The following is a 19,787-nucleotide window of genomic DNA, read 5'->3' as shown; positions in this document are numbered from 1 at the left end:
TGTTCCAACAGCGGAGCTCCTGTGGTGAGGATGTCTTGGAGTGACACACCTCTTCTACAGCAGCTCCGCTTCCTCGTTCATAGACCTTGACGAACAGACCCCCGCTTTAACTGAACGGCGTTGCCCCTAGGGGTCGACGCATGAGGTTTCCTCCGGTGGAGGGAGACGGTGGTGGTCCCGCATTCTGTCGGATCCATTACCGACTTGTCACGACAATACGGACATTTCGCCCTGTGAGTAATGTCAACCGAGTGGCCAGGAGGGCCCTGCGGAGCTGGCCGGCGAAGATCGAGCTGAGCTGCGCGGCGACAGATCAACTCCAGCGGGGTGAGCCTGGGCAGCTCTGTCAGAGATGCGTGAGCTCGCACATCGGGGCCCGGGGTGCGCTCGCCGCACCGCCACGACCGCTGGACCCGCTCACCGGACGCGAACGGGAGCTCGCGGCCGCGGGGGAGCGTTGCGCGAGACCGCCCGACGTCACGGCCGGTTTGCCGGCGTCCCGGTGGGCGGCGCGGGTGCTGGTCGAACGCGAGAGGCCCCGCACGCCGAGCATCGGGTACGGGGCCGCATGACCTGGGGTCACGCCCTCGTGGGCCTCTTCGCGCGTGGCGTGGCCTTGCTGTCCGGCGCCTTGTCCTCCCTCGATACGGGCTCCGGCTCGGCCGTCGCGGAGACTTCCTTGAGCCCTTGGGCGGTTTCGTGGCTCACCCGGGTGACCACCTTGCGGCCGCGCGCGGCGAGATCGTCGTAGACTCTGCTCGCCCTGGTCGCTGTGGTGCCCGCGTTCTTGCGGACCTCGTCCCGGCGGGCCCGGAGCTGCTTCCTCAGCCGGACCCGCAACGTGCGGACGTTGTCGACGGCGTAGCCGCCCGCGCCCGCGACCGCGCAGAACGGCTTGGACGTGGTGATCTTCTTGATCTGATCGGTGAGCGTCATGAGTGCTCCCCGGCAATCTCTTCCAGGATCGGGCCGTTGAGGCCCGTTTGTGATCGTTTGCTGCGCTGCCGGCCGCTGGTTGGACCAAGGACCGACGTTGCGTAGTGCCACTACCCAATCCGTGGCAGCTATGCGTGCAGGCTGCTGCTCGACATCAGCGGCGGTGTCTGGTGCACGCACCTTGACGGTGTTAGCGTCGAACGTGGAGCGCCGGGAAGTCTGGTCGGCAACGTCGTCATGATGTCGGCATTGGGAGCAGGCGCAATGAAACTGATCCGGTTGTCTGACGTGGATTCCTCCATGATCGACCTCGTGGGCGGTAAGGGCGCCGGGCTCGGGGAAATGATCAAGGCCGGCGAGCGCGTCCCGGACGGTTTCTGCCTGACCGTGGAGTCCTACCGGTCGAGGGAGCTCCCGGAGAAGGAGCTGATCGAGGCCTACCGGCAGCTCGGCGGCGGGCGGGTGGCGGTTCGTTCCAGCGCCACCGCCGAGGACCTGCCGGCCGCCAGCTTCGCCGGCCAGCAGGACACGTACCTCAACGTCGAAGGCGCCGGCGAGCTGGTCGCGGCGGTCCACCGCTGCTGGGACTCCCTGTACACCGAGCGCGCCGTCGCCTACCGCGCCGCCGCCGGCATCGACGAGGCGGCCATGGCCGTGGTGGTGCAGCGCATGATCGACCCGACGACGGCAGGCGTGCTCTTCACCGCCAACCCGATCACCGGCTGCCGCGCGGAAATGGTCGTCGACGCCGCCCCGGGCCTGGGCACCGCCATCGTCGAGGGCACGGTCGTACCGGACCATCACGTTCTCGATCGGCGGACGCCGGCCGTACCCAACCCTGACGGATGCCTCGACGAAGAGCAGCTCGAACAGTTGCGCGCGGCGGGGTGGCGCCTGCAGGAGCACTTCGGCTCGCCGCAGGACATCGAATGGGCGATCGACGCCGAGGGCACACTCTGGCTGCTCCAGTCACGGCCGATCACCACGCTCTTCCCGCTGCCGCCCGACACCGGTGATACGCGGCTCTATCTGGAGTTCGGCCACATGCAGGGCATGCTTCGCCCATGCACTCCGATGGGTGTCTCCCTGCTCAAGACGGGCGCGTCCCTGTGGTTCGAGGCCGTGGGGGCCAAGGTCGATCGGCGTGACCCGATGCCCCGGCTGGTGCCCATCGGCGGCCGGCTCTTCTTCGACCTGACCGATTTCATGCGCAGCAAGGCAACGCGGAAGCGGATGGGAACCTCCCTGGAGGTCTACGGGCCGAGAGTGCAGGGTGCGGTGCTGCGCATGCTGGACGATCCGCGGTTCGCGCCGCGGCCCGGCCTGCCGTTCCATGCCGGCGCCGCCCTCAAGGGCGCCTTCCGGGTGTTGCCCTTAGCGATCGCCGGAGTGGCGTCGAGCCTGGCCCAGCCGGCTCGCGCCCGAGCCCGCGCCCACCGGGGCGTCGCGGAGATCAAGCGGCTGATCACTCCACCGGGCGAGTCCGCCACCTCCGCCGAGCGGCTGCGCTGGGTGATCGAGGACTCCCACAAGGGGATCATGAGCCTCGACATGCATGGGATCCTCGGGCCTCTGGTGGCCGGGATCATCAGCGGCGTGATCCCGGCCGCGTTGCTCAAGGGCGTCGCCACGGACGAGGAACTCGACACCGTTCTCGGCGGCATGCCGTACAACGTGACCACGGAGATGGACCTCAAGCTCTGGGACCTGGCCGTCAAGGCACGCGAGCACCATGACCTGTTCCTCAACACGCCACCGCAGGACCTCGCCGCCGGGTACTTAGCCGGTGAGCTCCCGGAGATCGGGATGACGGACTTCCTGGCCAAGTACGGCATGCGCGCGGCGGCCGAGATCGACGTCGGCGTGCCCCACTGGGATGAGGACCCGGCACCGCTGTTCTCCACCATCGCCAACTACCTCCGCGTCGACGATCCCGCTCAGGCGCCCGACGCGCGGTTCGGAGCCGCGGCGGCGAAGGCGGAGCGGATGATCCAGACGCTGTCGCGGCGGGTGCGGGGCAGGCGGCCGGTACGTGGCCGGCTGGCGGTGTTCTTCATGCGCCGCTCGCGCGAGCTCACCGGGCTGCGCGAGATCGCGAAGTTCGCCTGGTTGCCGGCGATCCAGGCGGCCCGGCGGCAACTCCTCCTGGTCGGCGCGGACCTGGCCCGCCGCGGCCGGCTGGAGCGCGCCGACGACATCATGTTCCTGAATCTCGGCGAAGCCTGCGCGGCCGTACACGACGGGATCGACCATCGGGAACTGGCCGCGACGCGGCGCGCGGAACACGAGCGGGAGCTGCGGCGGCCTGTCGTTCCCGGCGCCCTGCTGTCGGACGGGACCGATGTGGAGACGCTCGCTCCCGCTCAGCCGGTGCAGGACGGCATGCTGACCGGGATGTCCGGAGCCGCCGGGCAGGCGACCGGCAGGGCGCGGGTTATCCACGACCCTGTCGGCGCGCATCTCGAACCGGGCGAGATCCTGGTGGCGCCGACCACGGACCCAGGCTGGACACCGCTGTTCATGACCGCGGCCGGCCTGGTGACCGAGACCGGTTCGCCGGTGGCGCACGGCCCCACCGTCGCCCGCGAGTACGGGATCCCCGCCGTCATCTGCGTCCGCGGTGCCACACACGAGATCGAGACCGGGCAGCTGATAACGATCGACGGTACGGCGGGCACGGTGCGCGTGGAACCTGAGTGACGATCCGCCGGACGCCGCAGCGCACCCGGTTTCCCGCCCGGACGGATCACCATCCGGGCGATGGGACGCGATCGGGCCCCTGGCCGGTGGCTGAGCGCACCGTGCCCCCGCCGGCCGCCAGTGCGACGATCGTCTGGCCGGCCGCGGCCACGCACATGAACATGATCGGTGCTCGCCAGCCGGAGCTCACCGTGTGCAGCAGCCCGAAAACCACCGGCCCCACGGCGGCCAGCAGGTAACCGATCGACTGCGCCATCGCCGACAACGCGCCCGCCATGCTCGCGTCGTGGGCGCGCAGGCTGATGAAGGCCAACGCGAGCACGAGGCAGGCTCCGCCGCCCGACCCGAGGACAACACTCCACAGCAACGCCAATCCCGGCGCCGCGAAAAGTCCAAGGTAGCCGAGGAGCATGACTGCCGAGCAGATCGTCGCCAGCGCCCGCTGGTCACGCGCCCACCGCAGCGCGCCGGGCACCGCCAGGCTGGTCAGCACCGCGACCGCCTGGAACAGGAACAGCAGCCATCCCGCGGTGGCCGCACTCATGCCGTTGTCCTGGAGAACCTGAGGCAACCACGTCACGACGACGTAGAAGCCCAGCGACTGCAACCCCATGAACGCCGTCACCGCCCACGCCAGCCCGGAACCCCACGGCAACCGATGTCCCCGAGCCGCCTGTGCGGCACGCCGCGGAGCCCGCAGCTGAGGAAGCCACAGCAGGACGGCCACCAGCGCGAACGCGACCCAGCAACCCAACGCGGTATACCAACCGCCGGGGGCGACCTCACTGATCGGCACCGCCACCCCGGACGCCACTGCGGCGACGCCGCCCATCACCGTGGCATAGGCGCTGGTCAGCAGTCCCACCTTGGTGGGGAAATCGCGCTTTATCAGGCTCGGCAGCAGTACGTTGCCTACGGCGATGCCCGCCCCGATCAGCGCGGTTCCCGCGAACAGCCCGACTGCCGCCGGCACCCACCGCAGCGCGATCCCCAGCGTCAGCACCACGAGCGCACCCCCAAGGAGCCGCTCGGCTCCCCACCGCGCGGCCAGTTGAGGCACCAGCGGGGACAGCACCACGAACGTCAGCAAGGGCAGCGTGTTCAGCAGGCCCGCCACGGCCGGGGCCAGACCCAGATCCGCCTGCACTTGATCCAGCAACGGCCCGACGCCGGTCAGACTCGCCCGCAGGTTCGCCGCCACCACAAGCAGCCCCCATACCAGCAACGCCTGACCGGAACGCCGCGTCGACGTGTTCTCCATGCACGCCACGATCAAGCCGCACCGCGGCAGACAGCCAGGCCGTGCTCAGGCTGGCCCCCGGAGGGCCACGCTCCGCACTGTGCGATCAACGGGCGGCCCGGTACCGTACCGACGTGGGGACGCCACTGGGGGACTTCATCCGGGCCAAGCGCGACAGCATCCAGCCGGAATCCCGTGGACTGCCGGACCGCGGCCGCCGCCGGTCACCGGGTCTGCGCCGGCAGGACCTCGCCACGTGGGCCGGCATCAGCGTCGAATACCTGACCCGCATCGAGCAGGGGCGCGACCGCAATCCATCGCCGGCCGTCATCAACGCCCTCGCCGACGCGCTACGCCTCAGCCCTTCGGAGCGTAACCACCTGCGCTACCTCGCGAAGATCACCGGCGACGTATGCTCCGTCCACATCCGGCCTGTGCCGCCGTCCCGGCACGTGCGGCCGGCTGTCCTGCAGACACTCCGCCTCCTCGAACCCGGCGTCGCCATCGTGACCAACCGGCTGGGCGACGTCCTCGCCCACACCAGCGGCTACGAGCTGGTCACCGGCGGAACCGGACTGCTCGACGCCGCCCGTCCGAACCTCAACCGCTATCTGTTCACCGACCCCCGCGCCCGGATGTTCTTCGTCGACTGGGACGACGTCGCGGACGAGCAGGCGTTCGACCTGTGGCAGGCGCCATCCCTCGAGAACCTCGAGTGGCTCACCGGGGAGCTCGCACCCGTCGCCGGGCCCGACTTCACCCGCCGCCTGAAACGTCATGTGCTGCCGCGACCTGGCATCCTCCGGCTCAACCACCCGGCCGGGCACCAGCTTCGACTGCTTCGTGAGACGCTCGAACTACCCACGGAGGCCCAGCAACTCGTCGTCTTTCTCCCGGCCGACGACCAGACGGCCGAGGCCGTCGACCGACTCCGGCGCCAGTCCCACGGCCGGCTCCGGTCCATCTCGTGACGAAGACGTAGGAGCCACGGTGCGCCCGTAGGACGCCGCCGTGCTCCATGCGGCCCCGTACGCACGTGGGGTCCGTACACCTCGTCACCGCCCGCAGGACCGGCGATACCCCGTGCGACGCCGCCTGGCGGGGTCGCCGCGAGTTCGGCGGTCGCCGGAACAATCTGTGCTTCCCGATTGAGCACCACCTGGGCGTCCGGCGTTCCAGCTTCATCGAGCTCACCCTCGGCGGCATGCGTGGCGCGAACCGGGGCGGGCGATCTCGCGTATCCCATGCAGTACGGAGGGCGCGTAGGGCCTGGTCCCGGCGGCGCGCTCTCGAACGGAACGGAGAGGGGGATACGTCGCTACGTCGTCGCTGCGCCCGTCCCGTTTCAAAGAGCTTGAACGAGCGAGATGAGAGTCACGATATGTCTGTAGCCACGATTGCCCCGCGGATCGCGATCAAGAACGTGACCCCTGAAGTCTCCGACGCGATGAGCGCCCTGCACGAGGCCGCTCTGGCCGCGGCGCAGGCGGCGGACATCGCGCCCGGTTTGCTGCAACTGATCAAGATCCGCGCGTCCCAGATCAACGGCTGCTCCCTCTCGCTCGACCGGTACACCCAGGACGCGCGGGCCATGGGGGAAAGCGAGCAGCGCATCCGCGAGGTGCGGGCATGGCGGAACAGCAAGCACTTCACCTGCAAGGAGCGGGCCGCGCTGTCGCTGACCGAGGCGATCACACTCGTCTTCGCCGGACAGGTCCCGAACGAGGTGTACGCCGAGGCGGCGAGGCAGTTCGAGGAGACCCAGCTCGCGGCGCTGATCTGGGCCGCGACAGTCATCAACGCGCACAACCGCATCGCGGTCACAACCCGCCTGGAGGGCAGCGGCGCGCCGCCCATCGCGGCCGTCAGTTGAGCGACGTCCGGGCGTTCGGCCGTTCCTGTACTGCGGCTCCAGATGCGTCACCCGCCAGGACAAGACGGACGTGCTCGATCGGATGTCGGCAGGGCGGCGTCGGCTTGGGGGCCCAGGAGCCGGACCGGGCGGTGGACGCCCGCTCGGGTGCCGGATCAAGGCCGTTCCAGGGTGTGGCGGCGGGGACAATGACGCACGGAGATTTCACTGCCCGCGAGCCTGCTCAGGGTGAGGGTGTCCGAGGAGGGCCGCGGCCAGTATCGAGGCGAGCCACTCCTCGTACTCGGCTTCACTCCATTCGCACACTTCGGTCAGCTTCTCGAAGTTCTCCGTCGAGGTGAGGACGTAGATCTGCTCGGCGGCCCTGGCCGGAGAGAGGTCCGGGCGCAAGGCTCCCAGAGCGTGCAGATGTTCGGCAGGTCCGCGGCTTCCCGTCAGCCTCTCCCGTTCGATGTCGGCCAGGACGTCCTGGAGTCCCGCGTCGCTCGGGGACGCGGCGGCCGCCGCGCGTAGAACGCGGTGCACGGGCTTGATGCGCCGCAGGATCGCGGTGGCCATGGCGGCGTACAGGGCCAGCTTGCGGACGGGGTCAGGTTCGTCGATGATCGCCTGGACCTCGGGGCGGTCGCTCTGCGGCAGGGGCTGGGCGTCTCCGGCCAGCGTGATGTCGTAGACGAGCTTGGCCAGTGCGGGTTTGCCGCCGGGGGAGGACGTGTACAGCGTCTGGACGGCCACGCCGGCCTCACGTGCCACTTCGGCCATGGTGGTGTCGGCGTAGCCCTTCCTGATCATCAACTCCCGCGCCGCGGTCGCGATCTTCTGCCGCGTGGCCTGGGCCTGCTCCTGGCGCAGCGCACTGGAGTAAGGGCGTCGCTTCTTCTGCTCAGTCATCGCACGCCATGATTTCAGAAGTACATTGACTGGATACATCTCTAATGAAAGAGTTGTGATCTAATTAAAGCCTTTCATGGGAGGGCTTGCGGTGTCCCTCGTTCTCGTCGCGTCCAGGACGGTCGCGCTGCTGCTGGTCGGCCTGTACGCGGGCGGTGTCTTCTTCGTGGTGATCGCCCCGTCCGTGGCTCGCATGCCGGGACCCGCGTACGTCAGGTACTGGCAGGCGCTCAACGTCGACTACGGCCGCGCCATGCCGCCACTCCTTCTGACCGGCATCGCGGCGATGATCGTTGTTTCGGCCCTGTCGTGGCGGCGCGGATGGGTCGTCTTCGGCGTCAGCTCGGCCGCCCTGATCCTGGTGATCCTCACCGTCGCCCTCACCCTGACGGGTCTGGAGCCTCTCAACCGGATCGCGGACGCCTGGGATCCCGATCGGCTGCCCGCCGACTGGCACCAGAGCCGCCGGCGGTGGTTCAGCCTGCACCTCATCCGAACGGCGCTCGCCCTCGCGGCATTCGGCTGCCTGATCGCCGCCCAAGCCCTCGATCGGGGGCCGGATCCCCTGGTCGAGAGGGCTCACGTTGATCAAGCGGCCTCGCTCGAGGCGGGTGCGGCGGCCGCCATGGCCGCCCGCGGCGCTCATGAGGGAGGCAGCTGGGGCAAGCAGACCGGCAATTTCGACTGCTCGACGCCGGGCCGGCCGGCCAATGCCTACGCCCGCGCCCAGGACGTCACGTCCGGCCGCTGGTCCGCCGGCGTCCCGGTCCGCGTCGGCTGCTCCGTCTACTGACCCCTCGCGTGGCGGCCGGCCCGCGCCGCCCTGCTCCAGGAGGGCTGTCCTGGCGGCATCCTGTTGGGTGGCCTCCTTACAGTGGCTGGCTGTCGTCCGTGGTTCCCGGGTGACAGTGGTTCGCAAGGACGTCGCGGTGAAATATGGGTCATCTCGACAGGCTCAAACGGAGTATCGGTGCGTGAAGTATGAATTGTCCGGACTGCGGTGCGGTGTTGTCCGGGACCGGGTCCCAGGAGCCGGTGTCCAGGTGCCCGAGGTGTGCGCTGCCTCTGCAGGGGCCCGCCGCGCACGAGCTCTGGCAGGTTGACCAGGCTCTCGCCGGGCTGAGGGATCAGCAGGCCAGGCTGCAGGCCCGCCGTACGGAACTGCTCGGCATCCTGCGCGCCGGCGCGGCGGCTCCGGGCGCGGCGGCTCCGGGTGTGGCGGGGCAGGGTGCGGCGGGCGCGGCGGGGCAGGGCCACCCGGGGGCGGCGCCTCCCTATGCGGGGATGCTGCCGCCGTATCCAGGGGCGGCGGCCGGGCCCGGAGGTACGGGGTCCGGAGGCACGGTGCGGGAGGTCTCCCCGGGGGCCGCGAAGAACGTCCTGCTCATCCTCGGCGGGCTGCTGCTGACGGTGGCGGCGGTGGTGTTCACCGTGGTGAGCTGGGGGCAGATGAGCATGGGCGGGCGCGCGGCCGTGCTGGCCGGGTTCACCGCGCTGGTCATGCTGGCGCCGGTCGTGCTGGTCCGGCGCAGGCTCACCGCGACGGCCGAGACCGTGGCCGGGTTCGCGGTCGTGCTGCTGTTGCTCGACGGGTACGCGGCCAGGCGGGTGGGACTCCTGGGGGTCGACGCCCTCGACGTGCTGCAGTACACAGCGGGGGTGTTCGGGCTCACCGCGCTCATCCTGGTGGCCTATGCCCGGGTCACCCGGCTCCGCGGGCCCGCTCCGGTCGCGGTGGTGCTGGCACAGCCGGTCCTGTCGCTGCTGACCGGTAGCTTGTCGGAGACCTGGCTGGTGGGCATGCTGGTGGCCACGGCGGCGCTGGACGTCGCGCTGGTCCGCTACGGCCGGGGAGCGGTGCGGGTGACGGCCGCCCTGAGCGGCAGCGGGGTCGCGACCCTCGCCCTGCTGGTCGGCGCGGCGGACGCGCTGGGGTCCCCTTCCGTCGCTCAGGCCCTGGTCAGGTCGGTGCCGCTGGTCGCGCTGGCTCTGCTCGGCGGGTTCGTGACCTGGCTGCTGGCCAGGCCGGGCAAGGCTCAGGGGGAGACCTGGGCCGCCGTGGTCACCGTCGGGACCGCGCTCACGCTGATCGTCGTGCCGGCCGCGCCGGCACAGCCGGTGCTGGGCGGCCCGGGCACGGACTGGCGTGCCCTGGCCTACGTCGTCCCCGCACTCGCGGTGGTGCTCGCCGCCGCCTGGCTGCCCTGGCGAAGGGTACGGGTGGCGGGCATGGCCACCGGCGGGCTGGTGGCGCTGCTGACCACGCTGGTGATACTGCCTCGGCTCGTGGCCACGCTGGTCGCGCCGCTCGCCTGGCTGGACGTGCTCTGGACGGGCACATGGAACGGACGGCAGTGGCAGCCGTTCGAGACGGCGACGCCGGCTGACGTGGCGGTGCTGGGCACGTTGGCGGCCGGCCTCCTGCTGGCGGCCGCGTCCGGCACGCGAGGGCGGCTGACGAAGGCGGCCGTGCGCGGCACAGATGGACCGCCGATGAAGGCGGCCGCGTCCGGGACCGGCGGATGGCTGATGAAGGCGGCGGTCGCGGGCGCGCTGGTGTCCGGGGCGCTCATGGTGGCGGTCACCCCTCAAGCCTTCGCGATGCCCTACCCGGCCGCGGTGGCGGTGCTGGCGGTGCTGGCCGTCGCGCCGGCGGTGGCCGCCACACTGGGCCGGGCGCCCTGGTGGGCGCTGGCATGCGCGCTCGTCGCCGGTCCGGCCTCGGTACGGGCGGCGGCGTACGCGTTCGGCAGCGAGCCGGCGACGCTGATCGTGCTGCCGATCCTGGCGGTGGCAGCAGCCGCCGTGGCGCTGGCGGCCAGGTTGAAGGAGCTGCGGGTCTGGGGACTGGGCTTCGCCGCGCTGTTCCTCGGGCTGGAGGCGGTGGCGGTGGGGTTCTCGCTCGGCCTGCGCGTCCTGGTCGCGGCGAGCGTGGGATTCGCCGTGGCCGGCGTGCTGGTGCTGCTCATGTCGCTGCGGGCAGGCGGCGTGAAGGGCCTCAGGTACGCCGGCACCATCCTGCTGTTGCTGGCCTCGTGGCTGCGGCTGGGGGCGGACGAGGTCACCGTCGTCGAGGCGTACACGGTGCCGTGCTCGCTGGTCCTGCTGGCATCCGGCTGGTGGCGGCGGCGCGGCGCACCGGTTTCATCCTGGGCGGCCTACGGCGCGGGCCTCTCCTTCACCCTCCTGCCCAGCCTGGTGGCGGTGTACTCGGACACGGAATGGCGGCGGTCGCTGGCGCTCGGCGTGCTGGCGCTGGCGGTGCTGTTCGCCGGAGCCCGGTTCCGGCTCCAGGCGCCCACGGTGATCGGAGGCGTCGTGCTCGCCGGGGTCGTGGTGCGGGAACTGGGGCCGTACGTGTCGGAGATGCTCCTCGTGGTGCCGCGCTGGGTGCCGATCGCCGTGGGCGGGGTGCTGCTCGTGGTGGTCGGGGCGACGTACGAGGCCCGCATGCGGGACCTGCGCCGGGTGCGTGACGTCCTGAAGGCGATGGGGTGAAGGCGAGCATCCGTACGCCGAGGGCCGGCCCGGGCTCGATGCCGGTCACCGTACGATTCTCGATCGTGCGAGGTTTGCCGTGACGGCAACGGTGCAGCGGGGGGTTTGCGTGAAGTGTCCGGCGTAAGCTGGTTCACCTTGCTGAGGACGGCGGCGGAGCAGGGAGGGCGATTGCGTGCGGTGGGAAGGCGGCATGCGTGGGCGTCACGGAGCAAGCCGCCGCGATCCCGGCATGACCCGGCGGCTCAAGGGGGTCGCGCTGGTCGCGATTCTCGCCGTGGCCTGGAGCGTCGCACTTGAGGCGGTCCCGGTCGCGAGGGTGACGAGGGACGCGCGAGCCGGTGACACGGTTGCCGTCGCCACCCCTCACGCCAGCCCCCACGCCACCCCTCACGCCGCCTCGGCGGCGGTGACCTCCATCGTGGGGCTGGGCGACTCGGTGCCGGCGGGCTCCGCGTGCGACTGTGACACCTTCGTCTCGCTGATCAGGAAGACCCTGGCGGCAAGGCAGGGCACCGGTGTCGCCGTCGACAACCTGGCCACTGGAGGGCTCACCTCGCAGGGGCTGCTCGACCAGGTGGACGCAGGGTCGGCGACGGACGCCATCGCGCACGCCGACCTGGTGATCATCACCATCGGCGCCAACGACTTCGACAGCGCCTCGATCGAGGACGACGACTGCGCTCCCCGTGCGGGGCTGGCCTGCTACAAGAGCGACCTCGCGCGGCTGCGCGTCAACGTGGACGGCCTCCTCGGCAAGGTCCGCGCGATGCAGACCCGCCCGGGCAGCCGGATCGTCGTGACCGGCTACTGGAACGTGTTCCTGGACGGCGACAGCGCCCGGGCCAAGGGGGCGGCGTACGTGTCTAACAGCGACGCCCTCACGCGCGCGGTGAACCGGACGCTCGCCGGCGCGGCCGCGGCGAAGGGCGCACGTTACGTCGACCTCTACGGCCCGTTCAAGGGGGACGGCTCCCGGGACGACACCCCGCTGCTGGCCGCCGACGGCGACCACCCCGACGCCGCCGGACACCGGGTCATCGCCGACAGCATCCTGTCCGCCCTCACTGCGACCAGATGAAAGATTCAGCGGTGGGTTCCCTGGTCAGGCGCATAAAGAGCAGGCGCGGGGTTGACACCTCGGCATGATCCCGCGAAACATCTCTTCTCAAGAGACGGTTTGGGAGCGCTCCCATACGGACCCCGAAGGCGAGCGATGTCATGTCCGGTCCCCTCACGCCGTCTGCCCGGTTCTGGGCAGTCGTCGCCTGCGTCGTCGTGGCGATCGGCGGCATCGCCGCCGTCACCGTGCCCGCTTCCGCGGACACCGGGTGCAAGGTGGATTACACCGTCAACTCCTGGCAGGGCGGCTTCACCGCCCAGGTGAAGGTGACGAACCTGGGGACGGCGCTCAGCGGGTGGCGGCTGCGGTGGACGTACGCGGGGGACCAGCGGGTGACGAGCGCGTGGAACGCGCAGGTGGAGCAGAACGGCAAGGTGGTGACGGCGGTCAACGTGGCGTGGAACGGCGCGCTGGCCACGGGCGGCAGCGCCGAGTTCGGCCTGCAGGCCACCTGGTCGGCGGCCAACCCCGCGCCCACCGACTTCACGCTCAACGACGTGGCCTGCAACGGCACCACCACCCCGAGCCAGACCCCCACGGTCACCCCCACGGTCACCCCCACGGTCACCCCCACAGTGCCGCCCGGCTGCTCGGGCGCGACGGTCTGCTCCGGATTCGAGGACCAGGCGGGCAGCCCGTCCGGCGACTGGCAGGTCGTCACCCCCAACTGCGCCGGCACCGGCACGGCCGTGATCGACACCGCGGTCACGCACAGCGGCGGCAGGTCCCTGCGGGTCAACGGGGGCGGCGGCTACTGCAACCACCTCTTCGTCGGCACCACCCGCGACGTCTCCCGCGTCGGGCCGGTGGTCTACGCCAGGATGTGGGTCCGGCACACGACCGCCCTGCCCGCGACGCACGTCAGCATGATCACCATGGCCGACGCCAACGACGGCAGCCGTGACCTGCGCATCGGCGGCCAGAACGGCGCCCTGCAGTGGAACCGCGAGTCCGACGACGCCACCCTGCCGGAGCAGAGCCCGGCGGGCGTCGCGCTCAGCACCGCGCTTCCCGTCAACCGCTGGGTCTGCCTCCGCTACGAGATCGACACCACCAAGCAGTCGATGCGTACGTACCTGGACAACCAGGAGGTCGCCGGCCTGCGCGTGGACGGCACCCCGACGCAGGACGTCGACTCCCAGTGGCTGCGCCGCGCCACCGCGCCGCGTCCGGCCACGCTGCGGCTGGGCTGGGAGAGCTACGGCAGCGACCAGGACACCCTCTGGTACGACGACGTGGCACTCGGCTCGGCACCGCTGTCCTGCTGATCACAAAGCGAATGCTGAGAAGTCCTGCCGTGACCTACGCTGTACGCATGCGCGTGACGATGCGGGAGGTGGCCGATCGGGCCGGCGTCTCGATCAAGACCGTGTCACGTGTGGTGAACGGCGAGCCGCACATCCGTCCGGAGAAGGTGCGACGGGTGCACGCGGCGATCGACGAGCTCGGCTGGGTCCCCAACCGTGCCGCCAGGGCGCTCAGGACCGGGCAGGTCGGAGTGGTCGGCATCGCCGTCACCGAGTTGCGCCGCCCTTATCTCGCCGGTCTCGTCGAGGCACTCGTCACCGAGGCGGATCGCTGGGGCATGCTGGCCGCGGTCGAGCCCACGCACGGCGATCCGGCCCGGCTGGCGGCGGTCCTTGCCGCCCGGGGGAAGACGTTCGACGGCGTGGTGCTGATCGGGCCGGCGGCGCCGGTCGGCGACGGGCTGGACGACCGCCCGGTGGTCGTCGTTCAAGGGGGCGCGGCCGAGGTGGATCACGTCGAGGAGGACGTCGCGGAGGCGGCGGCCCTGGTGGCCCGCCACCTCGCCGTCATGGGCCGGTCCCGGCCTGCGCTGCTCGGCGCGCATCAGGATGAGCTGCGTGCCGCTCTCGACGGATCCGGCTCGGTGCCCGTGCCGGGTGCGGATCTCGGTGAGGTGGCCGACCGGCGCGCGGGCGCGCGGGCCGCCGTAAAGGTGCTGGAGCGGCACCCGGACGTGGACGCGTTGCTGTGCGTCAACGACGAGGTGGCGCTCGGGGCTCTGGCGGCGCTGGTCAAGCACGGGGTGGACGTCCCCGGACAGGTGGCGGTCGCCGGATACGGCAACCTGGAGGACGGGCGCTTCTCGACGCCGTCGCTCACCACGATCGACCCCGGGCCGGCCCGGCTGGCGCGCAGCGCGCTGGAGTTGCTCGCCGATCGCCTCGCCGGCACGGCGCCGAGACAGCCGCGCGCGGTCGTCTCGCCGGTCGAGCTGATCCGGCGTGAGTCCACGCTCGGCCGGGACGCGCGATGAGGCGCCCGACGCTGGCGGATGTCGCCGCGCTGGCCGGGGTCTCGGCGAAGACCGTGTCCAACGTCCTGCTCGGCCGCCCGCACGTCTCGGCCGCCACCCGGGCCAAGGTCCGGGCCGCGGTCGAGGAGGTCGGCTACGAGGCGGGCCACGCCACGAGCCAGGCCGGACGCGGGCTCGCCTCCGGCAGGACCGGCCGGATCGCCGTCGTCGTGCCGAACCTCTACCAGCCGTACTTCGCGGAGAACGCCGAGCGCCTGATCCTCGCCCTGGCCGAGTGCGGGTTCACCAGCACGCTGCGGATCGCCAACGGCGGGATCCGCGAGCGTGACGCGGTGCTCGGCGTGACGACCGCCGACGTCGACGGCGTCATCATCTGCCCGCACCACCTGTCGGACGAGCTGCTCGCCGGCGCGGCGGCGCGCCGCCCGGCGGTGGCTCTCGGCGGCGCGCCGATCAAGACGCTCGACTGCGTGCTGATGGGGGAGCACGCCGGTTTCCTGGCGATCACCCGGCACCTGCTGGCCACCGGCCGGCGGCGGCTCGCGTTCGTCTGGAACGGTCCGGCGGGCGCGATCCCGACCGGCGACCGCTACTCCGGGTTCGTCGCCGCCCTGCAAGAGTATGGCATCGAGCACGACCCCTCGCTCGTCGCCTACAGCTCCGACTGGGACCGCAGGGCCTCGGGCTACGAGGCGATGGTGGGGCTGCTGCGGCGCTCCGGCCCCAGGTTCGACGGCGCGGTCTGCGTCAACGACACGATCGCCGTCGGCGTGCTGAAAGCCCTGCGCGCGCACGCCATCCGCGTCCCCGAGGACGTCGCGGTCACCGGCTTCGACGACACGGACGAAGGGGAGTTCACCATCCCGTCGCTGTCGTCGGTGAGCCCTGATCAGGGCGAGATGGTGGCCGCCGCCGTCCACCTGCTCATCGAGCGTCTCGACGGGTACGACGGCGCCGCCCGGCAGGTGCACACCGGGGTGCACCTGCTGATTCGCGGCTCGTCCGCGCAGGCCTGACCGACCCCGCACCCTTGACGCGGTCACGTGTTCCGCTGCTTGTCTTGTCATTGACAACGCTGAATGACGGCCCCTAACATCGCTGAAACATTCACCGAGATCTCGGTCACACCCCTCCGTCCCCCTCAGGAGGACCGCATGACCACTTCACCGGCTCTGTCCCGCCGGGCCTTCGTCGTCGCGGCCGGCCTCACCGCACTCGCGGGTTGCTCCGGCAAGAACTCCGCCGGCGATCCGAACACACTGCGGATCTTGGTCAACAAGCATCCGCTGACCAAGCCGATGAGCACGATGGAGTGGCCCAAACAGCTGGAGAAGATCGCGGGCGTCAAGATCCAGTGGCAGGAGATCTCGGCCGACTGGGACCAGAAGAAGTCCACCATGCTGGCGGCCGGCGACGTGCCGGACCTGATCGTCGGCACGAACGCGATCACCAACGCCGACCTGGGCACGTACCGGACGCTCTTCGAGAACCTGGCCGACGACCTGGACGCGCTGCCGAACGTCAAGGCGCTCTTCGCGGCCAAGCCGCAGCTGAAGTCGATGGCCACGCTGACCACCGGCGAGGTCTACGCGGTCCCGGGCTACAAGCGGTTCTGGCCGACGACCGTCACCCACCAGTACATCAACAAGCAGTGGCTCGACCGGCTCGGCCTGAAGGTCCCGACCACCTGGGACGAGCTGTACACCGTGCTCGTCGCGTTCAAGGAGGAGGACGCGAACGGCAACGGCGACAAGAACGACGAGATCCCGATGGACTGGTCGCCGGTCGGCACGGGCGGCTTCGGCTACTTCCAGCCCAGCGTGCTGCTCGGCAGCGTCGGCCTGCCGATCGCGGGCGGCGGTGGCCAGGGCTACTTCCTCGAGGACGGCAAGGTCGGCAATTTCCTCGTCGACGAGCGCTACAAGCGGGTGATCGAGTTCCTCCACCGCTGCTACGCCGCGGGCCTGGTCAGCAAGAACGTCATGACGCAGGACTACTCGGCCTACCAGGCGGTCGGCCGCGGCTCCGGCAAGGTGGCCAAGGTCGGCTTCAGCTGGGGCTGGACGGCCAGCGACCGGTTCGGCGCCGAGCTGGCCGACCAGTACGTCGCGATGGCGCCACTGCTCGCCGAAGCCGGCCAGAGCACTCCGGTGACCTGGACCTACGACTCCAACGGCGAGAACTTCCCGTCGAACCAGATCCTCATGTCCGCCAGGACGAGCAACAAGCAGGCGGCGCTCAAGGTCGTCAACGCCTTCTACGACCAGGAGATGTCGCTGCAGGTGCTGTGGGGCGACCTCGGCCGGTACGTCAAGAAGGTCAGCGACAAGGAGTACGAGGTCCTCCCACCGGCCGACGCCAAGGTCGACCCGTCGACCTGGAAGTGGACGGTCACCATCGCGGACGCGGGCCCGGTCTGGATCCGGGACGACATCGAGGTGAAGCTGCCGGCCGACCTGGACGAGGCCGTCGAGCAGACCAAGCCGCTGCAGAAGGCGCTGGCGAACATGGACGTCGACAAGGACGTCTACCCGTTCCAGTTCATCCAGATGAAGCCTGACGACACCAACCAGCTCGGGCTCAACAACACCACGATGCTCAACAGCGCGATGACGAAGTTCGCCGAGTGGATCACCAAGGGCGGCGTCGAGGACCAGTGGGCCCAGTACGTCCAGCAGGTCCAGAACGCCGGCCTGCAGAAGAACATCGACATCTACCAGCGCTACTACGACGAGTACGTGAAGACGCGCTGATGGCGGAATCTCTCGTCGCGGCTCGCAAGCCGGTGGCCGGCACCCGGGACCGCTCCGGGCTCGGTGCCGGCCGGCACGTCAGGCGGTACTGGCAACTGTGGCTCATGGTCCTGCCGGCCGTCGGGTTCGTCGCCGTGTTCATGTACGTCCCGATGTACGGGATCCAGCTGGCCTTCCGGGAGTTCGACTTCACCGCCGGTCTCACCGGTGGCGAATGGGTCGGGCTGAAGTACTTCCGGCAGTTCTTCGACAGCCCGCTGTTCTGGCCGCTGCTGAAGAACACGTTCGTCATCGCCTTCACCACGCTCGTGGTGGGGTTCGTCGCGCCGATCCTGCTGGCACTGATGATCAACCAGATCGCCGGCGGCCGGCGCAAGAGGGTCATGCAGACGGCGACGTACCTGCCGCACTTCATCTCGATCGTGGTCATCGTCGGCATGCTGCAGGCCTTCCTCAACCCGTCCACCGGACTGCTCACCCGGGTCCTGGCCCCCTTCGGCCTGGACGGGGTGAACTTCCTCGGCGACACGGCGGCGTTCGTGCCGGTGTACGTGATCTCCGACGTGTGGCAGCACTGCGGGTGGAACAGCATCATCTACCTCGCCGCGCTCTCGCGGGTCGACCCTCAGCTGTACGAGGCCGCCAAGGTGGACGGCGCGAGCCGGCTGCAGCTCATCCGGCACGTCGACGTCCCGAGCATCGTGCCGACCATGGTGATCCTGCTCATCCTCACCATGGGCGGCGTGCTGAACACCGGCTTCGAGAAGGTCTGGTTGATGCAGAACAACCTGAACCTGCCGGTGTCCGAGGTCATCGCGACGTACGTCTACAAGATCGGCATCTTCAGCACGCAGTTCAGCTACGCCACCGCGATCGGCCTCTTCAACACGGTCATCAACTTCGCGTTCCTGATCGCCGCCAACGCGATCGCCCGCCGTGTATCGAACTGGAGCCTGTGGTGAGCGCGACCCCCCTGAAGAAGACACCGGGCGACGTCCTCTTCATGCTGGCGCTCGGCGCGGTCTGCGTGGCGGTGCTGTTCGCGGTCGTCTACCCGGTCTACTTCGTGGTGATCGCGTCCGTGAGCAACCCGTCGCTGATCTCCACCGGCGAGGTGTGGCTGTGGCCGAAGGGTATGAACCTCTTCGGGTACCGGGAGATCTTCAACGACGAACGGATCTGGACGGGCTACCGCAACACGCTGCTCTACAGCGCGGTCGGGACCGCGCTGAACCTCGTCGTGACCATCCCCGCGGCGTACGCGCTGTCACGGCCGGAATTCCGCCCGCGGCGGGTTCTCATGCTGTTCTTCGTGTTCACGATGTTCTTCAACGGCGGCCTGATCCCGACGTACCTGCTCTATCGCGATCTCGGCCTGCTGGACAACTGGCTCGTGTTCGTCCTGCCGTCGGCGGTGAACGTCTACAACCTCATCATCGCCCGCGCGTTCTTCGAGCACTCGCTGCCGAAGGAGCTGTTCGAGGCGGCGATGATCGACGGCGTGTCCTACCTGCAGTATTTCGCCAGGGTCGCGCTGCCGCTGTCCAAGGCGATCGTCTCGGTCATCGGCCTGTACTACCTGGTCCAGCACTGGAACGACTTCTTCACCGGCATGGTGTTCGTCCGGGACAACGCGCTGCAACCGCTGCAGATCGTGCTGCGCGACATCCTCCTGTCCAACCAGGCGTTCGCCGGCGGCGTCGGAGCCTCCGGCGGCAGCGGCACCTCCTACGACCAGCAGTACGCCGACCAGATCAAGTACGGCGTGATCGTCGTCTCCAGCCTCCCGGTCCTGGTGCTCTACCCGTTCCTCCAGCGCTACTTCGAGAAGGGCGTCCTCATCGGGTCGGTGAAAGGCTGATGCGACGCGTCCTCACCTGGCACACGAGGGCGGGCGAGGTGGGCCTGCTGCTGCTCAAGCTGCACCTGCTGTGGGTCGGGTGGAGCCTGGCCGGCGGCATCGTGCTCGGCGTCTTCCCCGCGACCGCCGCGGTGTACGGCGTCATCCGCGGCGAACTCCTGCGGTCCGAGGCGCCCCGCGAGTTCCGCCGGCTCTGGCGGCAGGAGTTCCGCACCGCCAACGTGGTGGGCTACGTCTTCGCGGCGGCCTGGGCGGTGCTCCTGCTGGACCGGCGGCTGCTGGAGAGCGCAGACCTCGGCGTCGTCGAGCCGCTGCTCGGCGCGCTGCTCTGGCTGGTCACGCTGTTCGTGTCGGGCATGACGGTGAACGTCTGGATCCTCGCCGCCCACTTCGACGAAGGGCCGGGCGCGCTCGTCCGCCGCAGCGCGATCCTCGTCCTCGCCCGCCCGGTCCAGGCGCTCGTCACGCTGCTCGTGGTCGGCGTGGTCCTCTGCGCGTACTACCTCGTCCCGGGGCTGGTTCCGGTCTTCGGCGTCGCCGTACCGGCCTTCGCCTCCTTCGCCTACGTCTGGGGCACCGGGGTCCTGCCCAGGGCCCCGGGCCCGTGACGATCACTTCACGAAACCTCGTT

The 19,787-nt window shown here is 70.1% G+C and carries 16 protein-coding genes; 13 read left to right on the top strand and 3 right to left on the bottom strand.

What is annotated here, in order from left to right; all coding sequences use genetic code 11:
• Positions 1–579: 579 nt before the first annotated feature.
• Positions 580–936: a hypothetical protein gene (locus tag ACFKCF_RS20095; RefSeq protein WP_394495580.1), complete on the bottom strand. Its 357-nt coding sequence runs from the start codon at positions 934–936 to the stop codon at positions 580–582.
• A 300-nt stretch (positions 937–1,236) separates the two neighbouring features.
• On the opposite strand from ACFKCF_RS20095, the gene ACFKCF_RS20090 reads away from it, so the two are divergent.
• On the top strand, positions 1,237–3,636 hold the full coding sequence (locus ACFKCF_RS20090; protein ID WP_394495578.1) for a PEP/pyruvate-binding domain-containing protein: 2,400 nt from the start codon (positions 1,237–1,239) through the stop codon (positions 3,634–3,636).
• 46 nt (positions 3,637–3,682) lie between these two features.
• Here the strand turns inward: ACFKCF_RS20090 and ACFKCF_RS20085 are convergent, their stop codons facing one another.
• Entirely contained in the window at positions 3,683–4,897 is a 1,215-nt protein-coding gene (locus tag ACFKCF_RS20085) for an MFS transporter (RefSeq protein WP_394495576.1), read from the bottom strand.
• Positions 4,898–5,010: 113 nt separating this feature from the next.
• On the opposite strand from ACFKCF_RS20085, the gene ACFKCF_RS20080 reads away from it, so the two are divergent.
• Both ACFKCF_RS20080 and ACFKCF_RS20075 read left to right on the top strand, forming a co-directional pair.
• Complete coding sequence (locus ACFKCF_RS20080; RefSeq protein WP_394495574.1) at positions 5,011–5,847, top strand: helix-turn-helix domain-containing protein; 837 nt, start codon at positions 5,011–5,013, stop codon at positions 5,845–5,847.
• 410 nt (positions 5,848–6,257) lie between these two features.
• Positions 6,258–6,749: a carboxymuconolactone decarboxylase family protein gene (locus tag ACFKCF_RS20075; protein WP_394495572.1), complete on the top strand. Its 492-nt coding sequence runs from the start codon at positions 6,258–6,260 to the stop codon at positions 6,747–6,749.
• Positions 6,750–6,953: 204 nt separating this feature from the next.
• Here the strand turns inward: ACFKCF_RS20075 and ACFKCF_RS20070 are convergent, their stop codons facing one another.
• Positions 6,954–7,640, bottom strand: coding sequence for a TetR/AcrR family transcriptional regulator (locus ACFKCF_RS20070; RefSeq protein ID WP_394495570.1), 687 nt, complete (start codon positions 7,638–7,640; stop codon positions 6,954–6,956).
• Positions 7,641–7,731: 91 nt separating this feature from the next.
• Between ACFKCF_RS20070 and ACFKCF_RS20065 the strand changes: the two genes are divergently transcribed.
• The 10 genes from ACFKCF_RS20065 to ACFKCF_RS20020 all read left to right on the top strand — a co-directional run bounded on the left by ACFKCF_RS20065 (position 7,732) and on the right by ACFKCF_RS20020 (position 19,764).
• A complete protein-coding gene (locus tag ACFKCF_RS20065; RefSeq protein WP_394495569.1) occupies positions 7,732–8,433 on the top strand; it encodes an anthrone oxygenase family protein in 702 nt (233 codons plus the stop codon).
• 242 nt (positions 8,434–8,675) lie between these two features.
• Positions 8,676–11,138: an SCO7613 C-terminal domain-containing membrane protein gene (locus tag ACFKCF_RS20060; protein ID WP_394495567.1), complete on the top strand. Its 2,463-nt coding sequence runs from the start codon at positions 8,676–8,678 to the stop codon at positions 11,136–11,138.
• Positions 11,139–11,370: 232 nt separating this feature from the next.
• Entirely contained in the window at positions 11,371–12,219 is an 849-nt protein-coding gene (locus tag ACFKCF_RS20055) for an SGNH/GDSL hydrolase family protein (protein ID WP_394495566.1), read from the top strand.
• Between the two features lie 140 nt (positions 12,220–12,359).
• A complete protein-coding gene (locus tag ACFKCF_RS20050) occupies positions 12,360–13,529 on the top strand; it encodes a cellulose-binding domain-containing protein (RefSeq protein WP_394495564.1) in 1,170 nt (389 codons plus the stop codon).
• A gap of 47 nt (positions 13,530–13,576) precedes the next feature.
• The gene (locus tag ACFKCF_RS20045; RefSeq protein WP_394495563.1) at positions 13,577–14,542 is read left to right on the top strand and encodes a LacI family DNA-binding transcriptional regulator; all 966 of its coding nucleotides are present in this window, start codon (positions 13,577–13,579) and stop codon (positions 14,540–14,542) included.
• Complete coding sequence (locus tag ACFKCF_RS20040; protein WP_394495561.1) at positions 14,539–15,558, top strand: LacI family DNA-binding transcriptional regulator; 1,020 nt, start codon at positions 14,539–14,541, stop codon at positions 15,556–15,558. The genes ACFKCF_RS20045 and ACFKCF_RS20040 overlap by 4 nt, the downstream gene beginning before the upstream one ends.
• A 138-nt stretch (positions 15,559–15,696) precedes the next feature.
• Positions 15,697–17,295, top strand: coding sequence for a hypothetical protein (locus ACFKCF_RS20035; protein WP_394495559.1), 1,599 nt, complete (start codon positions 15,697–15,699; stop codon positions 17,293–17,295).
• Entirely contained in the window at positions 17,295–18,257 is a 963-nt protein-coding gene (locus ACFKCF_RS20030; RefSeq protein WP_394495558.1) for an ABC transporter permease, read from the top strand. The genes ACFKCF_RS20035 and ACFKCF_RS20030 overlap by 1 nt, the downstream gene beginning before the upstream one ends.
• Complete coding sequence (locus ACFKCF_RS20025) at positions 18,254–19,156, top strand: carbohydrate ABC transporter permease (protein ID WP_394495556.1); 903 nt, start codon at positions 18,254–18,256, stop codon at positions 19,154–19,156. Before ACFKCF_RS20030 ends, ACFKCF_RS20025 begins: the two co-directional genes overlap by 4 nt.
• Entirely contained in the window at positions 19,156–19,764 is a 609-nt protein-coding gene (locus ACFKCF_RS20020) for a YesL family protein (RefSeq protein WP_394495555.1), read from the top strand. Before ACFKCF_RS20025 ends, ACFKCF_RS20020 begins: the two co-directional genes overlap by 1 nt.
• Positions 19,765–19,787: the final 23 nt, after the last annotated feature.

This window comes from Nonomuraea sp. JJY05 (genome assembly GCF_043496855.1).
Classification (GTDB): Bacteria; Actinomycetota; Actinomycetes; order Streptosporangiales; family Streptosporangiaceae; genus Nonomuraea.
Note: the sequence above shows the minus strand (reverse complement) of the source record. Positions and strands in the feature narration are given on the sequence as shown.